General features: G+C 43.0%; 11 protein-coding genes. 9 read left to right on the top strand and 2 right to left on the bottom strand.

Features of this window, described 5'->3' with window-relative positions:
* Window positions 1-43: 43 nt before the first annotated feature.
* Window positions 44-526, top strand: a complete 483-nt coding sequence (locus PV403_RS15325; protein ID WP_332085188.1) for a DUF2975 domain-containing protein — start codon at window positions 44-46, stop codon at window positions 524-526.
* A 9-nt stretch (window positions 527-535) separates the two neighbouring features.
* Window positions 536-751: a helix-turn-helix domain-containing protein gene (locus PV403_RS15320; protein ID WP_332085187.1), complete on the top strand. Its 216-nt coding sequence runs from the start codon at window positions 536-538 to the stop codon at window positions 749-751.
* A 165-nt stretch (window positions 752-916) separates the two neighbouring features.
* Here the strand turns inward: PV403_RS15320 and PV403_RS15315 are convergent, their stop codons facing one another.
* Window positions 917-1,138, bottom strand: a complete 222-nt coding sequence (locus tag PV403_RS15315) for a helix-turn-helix domain-containing protein (protein ID WP_047913631.1) — start codon at window positions 1,136-1,138, stop codon at window positions 917-919.
* Window positions 1,139-1,406: 268 nt separating this feature from the next.
* Here PV403_RS15315 and PV403_RS15310 point away from each other — a divergent pair, with 268 nt between their 5' ends.
* From PV403_RS15310 to nagA, 3 genes are read left to right on the top strand one after another with little or no spacing between them, the layout of a single operon-like run.
* Window positions 1,407-2,264, top strand: a complete 858-nt coding sequence (locus PV403_RS15310; protein ID WP_332085186.1) for a MurR/RpiR family transcriptional regulator — start codon at window positions 1,407-1,409, stop codon at window positions 2,262-2,264.
* 5 nt (window positions 2,265-2,269) lie between these two features.
* Window positions 2,270-2,995 carry a glucosamine-6-phosphate deaminase gene (nagB, locus tag PV403_RS15305; RefSeq protein ID WP_332085185.1) on the top strand — a complete coding sequence of 242 codons (726 nt, stop codon included), beginning with the start codon at window positions 2,270-2,272 and terminating at the stop codon, window positions 2,993-2,995.
* 1 nt (window position 2,996) lies between these two features.
* On the top strand, window positions 2,997-4,181 hold the full coding sequence (nagA, locus tag PV403_RS15300; protein ID WP_332085184.1) for an N-acetylglucosamine-6-phosphate deacetylase: 1,185 nt from the start codon (window positions 2,997-2,999) through the stop codon (window positions 4,179-4,181).
* 80 nt (window positions 4,182-4,261) lie between these two features.
* Here nagA and PV403_RS15295 read toward each other — a convergent pair whose 3' ends face one another.
* Complete coding sequence (locus tag PV403_RS15295) at window positions 4,262-5,617, bottom strand: dipeptidase (RefSeq protein ID WP_332085270.1); 1,356 nt, start codon at window positions 5,615-5,617, stop codon at window positions 4,262-4,264.
* Between the two features lie 239 nt (window positions 5,618-5,856).
* Here PV403_RS15295 and PV403_RS15290 point away from each other — a divergent pair, with 239 nt between their 5' ends.
* From PV403_RS15290 to PV403_RS15275, 4 genes are all read left to right on the top strand, one after another.
* Entirely contained in the window at window positions 5,857-8,277 is a 2,421-nt protein-coding gene (locus PV403_RS15290; RefSeq protein WP_332085183.1) for an AraC family transcriptional regulator, read from the top strand.
* Window positions 8,278-8,659: 382 nt separating this feature from the next.
* Window positions 8,660-9,595, top strand: coding sequence for an ABC transporter permease (locus tag PV403_RS15285; protein WP_332085269.1), 936 nt, complete (start codon window positions 8,660-8,662; stop codon window positions 9,593-9,595).
* A gap of 54 nt (window positions 9,596-9,649) precedes the next feature.
* Window positions 9,650-10,534, top strand: a complete 885-nt coding sequence (locus tag PV403_RS15280; RefSeq protein WP_213535226.1) for a carbohydrate ABC transporter permease — start codon at window positions 9,650-9,652, stop codon at window positions 10,532-10,534.
* A gap of 33 nt (window positions 10,535-10,567) precedes the next feature.
* Window positions 10,568-12,094, top strand: coding sequence for an extracellular solute-binding protein (locus PV403_RS15275; RefSeq protein WP_332085182.1), 1,527 nt, complete (start codon window positions 10,568-10,570; stop codon window positions 12,092-12,094).
* Window positions 12,095-12,096 lie beyond the last annotated feature (2 nt).

Genomic DNA, 12,096 nt, shown 5'->3' with positions numbered 1-12,096 from the left:
TGTGTTAAAGTCTAAATTAATATAAATGAGGTGAGGTGTATTTGTGAAACGAGTATCAACACTCTTTTTAAGAATAGCTGTTGTACTTATGGGGGTTCCGATTCTTGCTTTATGCATCTTTTTGGTGCCTAATATCGGGGAATTTGTAGGAGAACTGATTCCGAATATCGCTTATATACAATATTTCGTTATATTTTACTTTTATCTAACGGCAATTCCTTTTTACTTTGCTTTGTATCAAGCCTTTAAACTGTTAAGTTATATTGACAAGAACGGGGCTTTCTCGGAATTATCGGTAAAGGCTTTGAAAAATATAAAATACAGTGCTATCACAATCAGTGTGTTGTATGTGATATCCTTGCCACTCTTTTATGTCGTGGCAGAGATCGATGACGCTCCAGGAATCATCGTCATTGGACTCATCTTAATCTTCGCCGCCATGGTGATTGCCGTCTTTGCAGCAGTTCTTCAAAGGCTTTTACAAGAAGCAAATGATATAAAATCAGAAAATGACTTTACAGTCTGAGGTGATCGCATGGCCATTATAATCAATATCGATGTGATGTTGGCTAAGAGAAAGATGAGTGTTACGGAGCTATCTGAGAAGGTTGGAATTACGATGGCTAATATCTCCATCCTGAAGAACGGGAAGGCCAAGGCGATTCGGTTATCTACTTTAGAAGCAATTTGTAAGGCTTTAGATTGTCAGCCTGGAGATCTATTAGAATATAAAAGTGACCAAGATACTTAAGTATCTAAGCATGATGTGAAATAATAAATACAAAAATGTCTTTGAAGAACCTTGTACAAATTCAAGGTTCTTCTTTTTTTAATGAGTAATCAAGTAAAGCCCTCTTCTTTCATCCCTAAGGACAAACGAAGAGGGCTATGACGAAAGGATAGCGCTTCTTTTTCGTCAAATTTTTAATTCTCCTAGCTTAATTAACTCTACTACCGCTTGTGAACGACCCTTAACATTGAGTTTCTGCATCACATTGGAAATATGATTGCGCACCGTTTTCTCGCTGATAAAAAGAAGTCCCGCGATATCACGCGTCGTTTTGTCCTGCACCAGAAGCTCGAATACTTCGCGTTCACGGTGGGTCAACAAAAATTTGCTCTTGTGGTCACCCTTCAATGTTCACCCCTCCTTGCCCGGGTTTGTATGGTGTAACAAGGTTAAGGGATACAGTCAAATCATCTTATGTAAAGTCACCTAGAATGGTTCGGTTTGTGCAAAATTTTGGGCTAATCCATTTTTTGGTGGAACATGTTACTGATATAACCCAAAACCTGGTTGATTTCACTGTCTATAATGGATTATGATGGGATGGTAGTAAAAATAATTTTCTTAATTTAATATAAAAATCATTAAAATAATTTTCATACCGAGGTGGATTCATCCTATGGCAGCGATCTTACATGCGTTACTCCAAGAAATGGAGCAACTTCCTCCTCAAGAGAGAAGAATTGCCGAGGTCATTTTAGAATCACCCTCTGTGATCACGCGGTTATCTATTAAGGAACTAGCCGAAAGAAGCGGAACCAGCCCGGCAACGGTGACTCGGTTCTGTAAATCCAGACATTTTCGAGGATTCCCAGATTTCAAAATGAAGCTTGCAGCAGAATCTTTTCAACATTCGGGTAATGAGGTGTATCAAGATATCGTTGCAGGAAATTCGCTTACTACGATTGTAGAAGCCATTGAAGCGAATCATTTAGCATCGATTACGGACACCACAAGACTGCTTGATATGGAACGGCTTGAGAAATCGATACATCTGCTTTGCCGAGCAAGACGGGTAGATCTGTACGGAGTTGCTACTTCATCGATCGTGACGCAGGACTTCTATCAGAAATTAATTCGAATTGGTGTTTCCTGTACGGCGTTTTCCGACGGACATATGCAGGTAACATCTGCTTCATCCCTGGGTGCTGAGGATGTTGCTTTTGCGGTTTCCTATTCAGGTGAGACGCAGGACACGATTGATGCGCTCGTTTGTGCGAAAGAACACGGAGCAAGCACGATATCTCTTACTTCGTATGGACACAACACCCTTGCATCTGTCGCTGATATTCCCTTGTTTACTTCCTCACTCGAACAAGGGATGCGCCGAGGAGATATGGCTTCGCGTATCGCATTACTGCATGTGATTGATATTTTATTTACAGGCATGGTCAGTCAGGATTTTGAACGATTTGTTCCAAGACTGGATGGCTCTTATGAGCAAGTACAACGTGTGAAATTACGGAATGGGGGATAAATAAGATGAATATTAGAACTTTTGATCAAGAAAAAGAGCTTAACACAACCGGAGCAGAACTTATCGCATCACTTTTACAGAGTAAACCAAAAGCAGTGCTCGGTCTTGCCACAGGGAGTTCTCCTGTTGGAATTTATAACGAACTAATCGATATGTATAACCGCGGACTTGTAAGTTTTGCGAGCGCTTCTTCTTTTAATTTGGATGAGTATGTTGGATTGCCTGTAAATCACCCGGAGAGCTATCGTAGTTTTATGAATGAGAAATTGTTCAATCATGTCGATATTAAACTTGAAAATACACATGTACCCGATGGTAATGCACCGGATCTAGATGCGGAATGTGCACATTACGAGCAACTCTTGAACGACCATGGACCGGTGGATCTTCAGCTACTCGGTATTGGACATAACGGACATATTGGATTTAATGAACCAGGAGTGAGTCTAACTGGCAGTACTCACGTTGTGGATTTAAAAGAAGAGACGCTGAAGGCAAACGCACGTTTCTTCCCATCCATTGATGATGTGCCTAAACAAGCAATGACGATGGGGGTTGCCTCTATTCTCAAGGCGAAGCAAATTGTGCTTATAGCCCGTGGCGAGGATAAAGCTGAGATCATTCGCACCGCACTGACAGGTCCAATTACGACGGAATGTCCAGCCTCTCTTTTGCAATGCCATCCAAATGTGACTGTTCTACTGGATCGCGGAGCTGGGAGGTTCATGTAATATGGTAAATCACGAAAACAGCTTGACCACCATTTATGGAAATGTAGTGATGAAAGATGAAGTTCTAGAACAAGGCGCAGTAATTATACAAAATGATAAAATCGTTTACGCAGGTCCTGCTTCTGATATTCCTCAGAGATGGTCTGATGAACAAGGAGAAGTGATCCAGGGAAATGACGGATACATTGTTCCTGGTTTTATAGATATTCATGTTCACGGCGGCGGCGGCGAAGATTTTATGGATTCCTCAAAAGAAATCCTAGACACGATTACTTCGTATCATGCTTCACAAGGGACAACAACCATGCTGGCAACGACAATGACTGCTCCCAAAGAATGGATTGATAAAGTTCTCCATGAAGTGAATGAATATCGCGCGCAGCCGATGCCTTATGCACAGCTGGCAGGAGTTCATCTAGAAGGTCCCTTTATTAGTCCAAAATGGCCCGGTGCACAAAATCCAGAACATATTTCTCTGCCTGATGTGAACTGGCTTATTTCCTGGGAAAAGATGTACCCAGGTCTTATTCGTCAAGTTACCCTTGCTCCTGAACGAGAAGGGGCACATGAAGTGATTAAATGGCTGCGGAAACAGCATATCACTGCTGCTCTAGGGCACACAGATGCCACTTATGAAGAGGTGGAAGCTGCCGTGGAAGCTGGACTTCATCATGCAGTTCATACGTTTAATGCGATGACACCACTGCATCATCGGAAGCCAGGAACGGCGGGGGCTGTATTAAGTGATCGCCGAATCAGTGCGGAAGTGATTGCCGATGGGATTCATGTGCACCCCGCTGCGGTATCTCTCATTGCTCAGCTCAAAAGCAGTATTCATAAGCTTGTGCTCATTACAGATGCCATGTCAGCTACGGGTCTTCCCGATGGTAATTACACATTAGGAGATTTGCCTGTTGTAGTGAAAGAGGGCGTAGCCCGCCTGGAAGATGGAATAACACTCGCAGGAAGTACGCTTACCATGATTCGAGGGTTTCAGTTCCTAGTTAAGGAAGTGGGGCTGAGTATAGTAGAAGCTTCTCAGGCAGCAAGTCACAATCCGGCGAGCCTGCTCGGACTTCTTGATGTAACAGGAACAATTGAGCAGGGGAAACAAGCCGATATCCTGCTGCTGGATTCTTCCCTAGAGCTTACAGACGTATGGATTAAAGGTTCGAAATTAAAATAAAAAGCAGGCTGGATTCGATCCAACCTGCTTCCTAAGAACTCAATTCGATTTCACCCGAATTGAGTTTTTTCTATTTACTTTTAAACACGCTTCAAATAGTCAACAATGGTCAGCAGACCTTTATCAAAATTCTCCAAGTTGAAATGCTCATTTGGTGCATGCAGATTTTCATCTGGCAAGCCGAAGCCCATCATGACCGTAGGTGCATTCAGTGTGCTGGACAGTTTTTCAACGATAGGGATGGAGCCTCCATCTTTGGTAAACAGTGCACGTGTACCATATACGGTTTCGTACGCATCTGCCGCTTTTTGCAGCATCGGATGAGACGGATCGATATTAAATGCAAATGCTTTTTCTTTTGGAGTGATGGTTAGTTTTGCTCCTACAGGAGTGTGAGCATTCAGATGTGCTTCGATTGCATCAAGGCAAACTTGCGGATCTTGATCAGCAACAAGCCGGCAAGTAATCTTGGCGTGTGCCTCTTTAGGGATCACCGTCTTCGTTCCTTCTCCTTGGAATCCGCCATATACGCCGTTAAGTTCAAGCGTTGGACGTGCACCGATTCGTTCCACGAAAGAGTAACCTTCTTCGCCATAGAGCGCATCAAGACCGAGATCTTGTTTCAGTTTCTCTTCGTCAAATTGCTGTTTAGCAAATTCTTCGCGCATTTCCGGAGACAATTCTTGTACCCCATTATAGAAACCTTCTACACTTACTCGTCCTTGTTTATCATGCAAGGTAGACAGTAATTCGACCATCGCATGAAGGGCATTAGGTACGCCGCCTCCATAAGAACCGGAATGCAGATCTGTATTTGCTGTATTCAAAGAAAGCTCAAGGGAACAAAGTCCACGCAGTCCTGTAGAGATGGCTGGTTTTCCGGGAGCAAGCAAGGATGTGTCTGAGACGAGAACGACATCAGCTGCAAGCTTTTCCTTGTTTTCTTCGAGGAAGAGCGGAAGGTTTGGACTGGATACTTCTTCTTCACCTTCAATACAGAATTTGATATTAACGGGTAGTTCCTTCTCTTGTTTCAAAATCGCTTCAACAGCCTTAACATGCAAGAACAATTGTCCTTTATCGTCGGTTGCACCGCGAGCATACAATTTCCCGTCACGAATGGAAGGCTCAAAAGGAGGTGTCTCCCATAAATGTAATGGATCAACCGGCTGTACGTCATAGTGACCATAGACCAGAACGGTAGGTTTCCCTTCCGCATGCAGATAATCTGCTGTAATCAAAGGATGACCTTTGGTTTCATGGATTTCTACGTGCTCAAGGCCCGCTTCTGTCAGTTTAGCTGCAAGCCACTCCGCTGCTTTATGGACATCACCTTTATGTTCAGATAAGGCAGAGATACTCGGAATGGATAACCATTCTTGTAACTCATTCAGATGTTGTTCACGATTGTTTTCAAAATAAGCCTTGTAATCAATACTCATAGTGTAAAGATCCTCCTCAAATAACGTCTTCAACGATTCCTTATTATTTTACACTCTTTTTCGAGGAATACGAAATATGGAGTGATTAGACTACAGAATAATCCATTTTTGCAGGATTAAGGGTAAAACGAGGCGAAACCAATATATTAACCATTTCATTGTCTTGTTAAACCCTATAGAACTTAAAAAATGCTTACATTGTGACTTCGAGAAATAGGCAGGTGAACATAACGATGACTCCTCATCTTCATTCAGCTCGTAAGAAGAAGTTAAATCCGCTTGGTTTTATAAAAGGAAGTCCCCGCAAGGGACGATTTTATCGTAAAAGCTTAATTACGATCTTGCTGATCGCAAGTATTCCGGGGCTCATTACAGGAATGACGATGTACTGGCTTGTAATCGGGCAGATGGAAAAAGAATTTAACAGGCTCCATCAGAATCAGATTATGAACCGGGCTGAGAATCTTGCCGACCAGTTCAGTTATATGGAACTCAGCTTATCTCATTGGGCGTTTGAACCCCGTTTTGGGGAAGAATTGAAAGAAATGGATTATGTCTATCAGTTTACAGAGACAGTAGATATTATGAAAACATTATACGTACTGCAAGGCTCTAATCCACTTATCCAAAAAGTAGAGCTGTACGTGAATGAACCTCAGCCGATCTTGTTCAATCGTTCTTATAGCGAGCTGACTGATCTATCGCTGATTGAATCCTATAATGAGTATCTTAAAGATGGGAGCCATATTTACTGGACAGATCGAATTCCAGGGCAGCCGCTGTCGGAGCAGAGGACAAAGGGTACTGAAGACAACTCAGCCCATTTGCTTCAGACGGATCCAGGAGAAGGCTTAGTCCTTGTTCATAAAATTCCAGGGGGGAGTCTCAGCCCGTTCGGAGCCCTCATCGTTAAGCTGGATAACAAAAAAGTGACAAACTTACTGAAAACGCTTACCCCTTATGATCAAGGTTCGACTTTTTTAATGGACCAAAAAGGAAATATTCTCTTGTCCGGTGGAGACCATGAGGGCAGTTCCTCTAGACAGTTAAATGAAGAAATTAGACAAAAGGTTGACCTGTCTCAAGACAAGGGTTCATTACTATATACGTTTGAAGGGATCTCTTACTCTGTCTCCTATGGAAAAATGAATCGGATTGATTCGGACTGGATCTATGTTTCAGCAGCGCCGATTACCGACATAACAGCCCCTTTGTTATCGGTGTCCAAAGGGATTGTACTCATGAGTACGGCGGGACTCCTTCTTGCGATCCTATTATCCTGGCTGGTATCTCGCCGCATTTATACACCAATTGAACGGTTGTTGAGATTGCTTTCTACTGAATCAACGGGTAACAACCCTGTTCCGCCTGCGGTTAATGTGGATGAATTCGAACTGCTTGAAGCGCAGTGGAATGAACTTGTGATGGAGCGAAGTACCGTTCGTAAAAGACTTGAACTTCAGTTGCCGCAGTTGCGGGATGGATATATCATGCAGCTCATTCAAGGACATCTGTCTGCTCATTCCGAAGCGGATCTAAGGCAGCGACTAGAGGATCTTGGATTTCGGGTGCAGGATCAGCAATTTTTACTCGTAAGACTGCAACTTACAGGATACTCCAAGCTGAGTGGACGTTTTCTTGAGCAGGATAAAGGCCTTGTTACTTTGACAGTAGTGAATATTATTGAGGAATTCGCAGAGCAGCGTTTTGAGCAAGTCAGTGTGCTGAATTTCCACGATCTGTCTGCTGCAATCCTTTTAACCGGTGAAGAAGAAAAACTAAAGGCATCTGTGCTTGAATGGTCCGAAGAATTGATGGTGGTCATTAACCAAATTATGAAAATGAATGTGACAATTATGGTGGGTAGACCTACGGCTTCTGTTTGTGATTTACCCTCCCTATTTATGGAACTTGAGCAAGCAGAAGCATTCCATAGCATTGAAGAACTTAACCAGCTTCTGGATTTGGACCATTTGACACTCGCTCACGATATAGAACAATCGAGTTATCCGTTTCTTATTGAACGAGATCTGATCCATGCCATTCGAACGGGAAAAGAAGAAGAGGCACGAGATCTGCTCCGTGATTTTGTAAAACAAGTCACACAGCGTCAATGTACGATCTATCAGCTGCAGCAGATGATGCTTCAACTGCTGGCAAGCATGCTGCATATGATGCTGCAGTCTGGAATTCCTCCATACGAACTGTTTAGTGGCCGTAATTTATATGATGAGCTTGCCCAGCTAAGGGAACCAGTGCAGATTGAAGCTTGGCTGAAATCTGAAGTCATTACTCCTTTTATTACCTTTATGGAAGAAAGATCACACTCAGGGCTGAAACCCGCAGTTGAACGCACCATGGAACGCATCGATCAGCAGTATATGACGGATATATCGCTTGAAGCTTGTGCCGATCTGGAAGATATGACTCCTTATGCACTTAGTAAAGCTTTTAAACAAGTTGCAGGAATCAATTTTATTGATTATGTCACCTTTCGGCGTATGGACATGGCAAAACGTTTACTGCGAGAAACCGATTTGAAAATTAACGAAATCGCAGATCAGGTAGGTTATCAGCACAGCTACTTTAATCGTATCTTCAAGAAACAAGAAGGGTTGACCCCAGGGCAGTACCGTGAACAGTGGAATCGTTAATTTGATTTTTATATGCACCATTCAGCTGCTTTTTGATGTGTAATTTCCGCCTTGCTCCATGCAAATCACTGCTAAAGGAGGGGGCGGATCTTTCTATACAAAAAAAGAAATGAGTGCAAAAAAGTGATATGAAAGACAAAGCAAAAAAGTAAAAAAGACATAATTTCCTTGTTCCACCAGGCTTTTTGAGCGATTTCATCTACATACAAAAATGGTCAGTTGCCAGAAATGAACAGCGGTCTGTAAAGTAAAGTTAATCAAATGTTAACGCTTACAAAATATTCTGGTTTCATTCGCCAAAGAAAGGAGATCGCTCATGAATCAACATTTGCCTGGTGGTTCACCGGATTCTGCAACATTACAGCCGTATACACCGAATAGAATGACCAAGGCTGAAGCGAAACAAAAAGCAAGAAAAAGATGGCTGGCTCAATTAAAACGAAACAAGTGGCTTTATGTCCTCTTAGCCCCTGGACTGCTTTATTTTCTTGTCTTTAAATATGCACCGATGTGGGGGGTCGTCATTGCATTTCAGGACTATCAACCCTTTCTTGGAATTCGTGACAGTCAGTGGGTAGGGTTTGATAACTTTACTACCTTCTTTCAGAATCCAGACTTCTTCAGGCTGCTCCGAAACACTTTGATTCTTGCTGTATATGATTTGATCTTCTTCTTTCCCGCGCCGATCCTAGTCGCCTTACTTCTTAATGAAGTTACGAAATCATGGTTCAAAAGAACGATTCAGACGCTTGTTTATGTACCTCACTTTGTATCCATGGTTATTATCGCAAGTATTACGTATGTGTTTCTTACACCAAATGGCGGTGTTCTGTATGAACTGATCGCCCAAGTCACGGGAAAGCCAGTGGACGTGCTGTCGAATCCAGATGCTTTCCGGCCTCTGATCATTATCCAAATGTTGTGGAAAGAAGTAGGATGGGGAACCATCATATTCCTGGCCGCACTTGCAGGGGTAGATATGGAACAATATGAAGCTGCTATTGTAGATGGGGCGGGACGGATGCGAAGAATATGGCATATTACCCTTCCTGCTATACGTAATACGATTATTATTTTGCTGATTCTTCGTTTGGGTAACTTTATGGACACCGGATTTGAGCAAATTTATCTAATGACTAATTCCTTGAACCGTGATGTAGCGGATGTGTTTGATACCTATGTGTATCAAGTCGGTATCACACAGGGAGCTTTCAGCTACAGTACTGCGGTTGGATTATTTAAATCCTTAATCGGCATTGTCCTGATTCTTGGAGCTAACAAACTGGCCAAAAAGTTTGGGCACTCCGGTATCTACTAGTCCAAGGCTGGTTAGCTTGCATCGATTCTAAATTTTTTGTAGGGGGTCCGCAAGATGAACAAACGGTTTAATACCCCAGGCGGGCGTGTGTTTGATGCGTTCAACTACGTGTTCTTGGGTCTGTTTGGACTTGTCACAGTACTGCCGTTTCTCTACATCATTGGTAATTCATTTGCCACAGAAGCAGAGATTACGGCCCGAAGTTTCTTTCTGATACCAAAGGAATTTTCGATTAGTGCGTATCAGTATATCTTCTCATCTTCCACCATTTTTAGAAGTATTGGGAATTCCATTTTCATTACGGTTGCCGGAACTTTTGTCAATCTGTTGTTTACGCTGACGATGGCATACCCCCTGTCTCGCAAAGACTTTTGGGGACGAAATGTAGTGATGAACTTAGTTATCTTCTCCATGTTATTTGGCGGAGGAATGATCCCAACTTATCTCGTCATTCGTGGACTCGGTCTGCTCGATAGCTACTGGGCTTTGATTCTACCAGGGGCGATTGGCGCGTTTAACTTGATTGTGGTCAAAAACTTTTTTCAAGAACTTCCAGCAGGATTGGAGGAGGCGGCTCGAATCGATGGGTGTACGGATATCGGCGTGCTATGGCGAATTGTACTCCCATTATCAAAACCTGTCATTGCCACCTTCGCTCTATTTTACGCGGTAGGTCATTGGAATAACTTTTTCTCGGCCCTTTTATATCTAACAGACAGTGCGAAATGGCCGCTTCAGATCATGCTTAGGCAGATTGTACTTCTATCGCAAGGTACGGTGGGAGACATGGCTAACCTTGATCAAAACTTTGTTCAGCCACCTGAACAGTCCATTAAAATGGCGGTAATCGTGGTTGGTACGATCCCTATTCTAATCGTGTATCCGTTCTTGCAAAAGCATTTTGCAAAAGGGGTCCTGCTTGGTTCCATTAAGGGGTAACAAGAAACTAAACATATATGGGGGTATAGGTTCATGAAAAAAACCAAAGGCACGTTAGCGTATTCTGTAAAAATGGTGAGTACTGCGTTCTTGATTACTTCCTTGCTTGCCGCTTGTTCACCAGGGGGAAAAGAGAATACAGCTGAACCCGAAAGTCAGAAAAGTCCAGAAACGAAAAATCAAATTAGTATTATGGTACCAAACTTCCAAGCAGAAACGCCGGCGGATAACAACGCGGTTCTACAGAAACTTGAAGAACTTACGGATACAGAAGTAGAGTTTCAGTGGGTACCAAGCAGTTCCTATGATGATAAATTCAATATCACACTCGCATCAGGCAAGCTTCCTAGTCTCATGGTAGTACTCGGCAAATCGCCAAGCTTTATCAATGCGGCCCGCAGTGGTGCATTCTGGGAGCTCGGCCCCTATTTGAAAGATTATAAAAATCTATCAGGTGCGAATGAGATCATACTAAACAATGCATCGATTGATGGGAAAACCTATGGCATATACCGGGCTCGGGCACTTGGAAGAAACGGGGTTACGATTCGGAAAGACTGGCTGGATGCCCTTAAGCTAAAAGCACCGACTACGATTGATGAATTTTACAATGTCATGAAGGCGTTTACAGAAAATGACCCGGATGGTAATGGGAAAAAGGATACGTACGGGCTCATCGCGAGTCAATTTAATGGTCCATGGGACATCATGCAGGTGTGGTTTGGTGCACCAAATGGCTGGGGAGAAGAAGATGGAAAGCTGATCCCAGCGCATCAGACACCTCAATATCTGGAGGCTTTGAAGTTCTTCCGCCAGTTGTATAGTGAGGGCCTTATTAATAAAGATTTTGCTGTAATGGATGCTACCAAAATGTCGGATCTGATGGTCAACGGCAACGGTGGAGTCATGGTCGATGTAGCAGATAATGCGCAGCGTATTGAATCAAAAATATTGGAGAAGGACCCGAATCATACAGATGCTGTAGATGTTTTGCAAGCTATGGTAGGGCCTGAAGGTCATCGTGATCTTCCCACTTCCGGATATGCTGGCATGATTGCTATCTCCAAAAGTGCAGTGAAAACGGAGGAAGAGCTGAAACAAGTGCTTACTTTCCTTGACCGTTTGAATGATGAGGAGCTGCAAATGCTGATGTCTTATGGACTCGAAGGCACTCATTATGAGAAAAAGGATGATTACATCGTTCCTACTACAGATAAGCTTGCCATGAGAGATCTGAATGGAACCAACCAAATTCTCATGTTTATTCCGGAGACACGGGGACTCACTGTAGAGCAGACAGAAATACGTAAGAAGGTAGCTGAAGTGCAAAAGGCAAACGAATCCATCGTTATTCCTAACCCGGGTGAACCGCTGATCTCGGATGTCTATGCACAAAAAGGACCGCAGCTTGACAATATCATTAATGATGCGCGTACGAAGTTTATCGTGGGTCAGATTGATGAAAAAGGGTTGCAGGACGCTTTTGCCTTGTGGGAGAAAAACGGAGGGAAAGAGTATATAGAAGAGATGAATACACTTTACGCCGAGCTGCAGAAATAAAA

Source organism: Paenibacillus sp. GYB006 (assembly GCF_036577645.1).
GTDB lineage: Bacteria > Bacillota > Bacilli > Paenibacillales > Paenibacillaceae > Paenibacillus.
The sequence above is the reverse complement of the archived record's forward strand: the minus strand, read 5'-3'. Positions and strand labels throughout refer to the sequence as shown.

Bases quoted from the DNA above. Each gene is read 5' to 3' on its own strand.
- PV403_RS15280 (WP_213535226.1), top strand. From the start codon at position 9,650: ATGAACAAACGGTTTAATACCCCAGGCGGGCGTGTGTTTGATGCGTTC.
- PV403_RS15310 (WP_332085186.1), top strand. From the start codon at position 1,407: ATGGCAGCGATCTTACATGCGTTACTCCAAGAAATGGAGCAACTTCCT.
- PV403_RS15275 (WP_332085182.1), top strand. From the start codon at position 10,568: ATGAAAAAAACCAAAGGCACGTTAGCGTATTCTGTAAAAATGGTGAGT.
- nagA (WP_332085184.1), top strand. From the start codon at position 2,997: ATGGTAAATCACGAAAACAGCTTGACCACCATTTATGGAAATGTAGTG.
- PV403_RS15285 (WP_332085269.1), top strand. From the start codon at position 8,660: ATGACCAAGGCTGAAGCGAAACAAAAAGCAAGAAAAAGATGGCTGGCT.
- nagB (WP_332085185.1), top strand. From the start codon at position 2,270: ATGAATATTAGAACTTTTGATCAAGAAAAAGAGCTTAACACAACCGGA.
- PV403_RS15290 (WP_332085183.1), top strand. From the start codon at position 5,857: ATGACTCCTCATCTTCATTCAGCTCGTAAGAAGAAGTTAAATCCGCTT.
- PV403_RS15320 (WP_332085187.1), top strand. From the start codon at position 536: ATGGCCATTATAATCAATATCGATGTGATGTTGGCTAAGAGAAAGATG.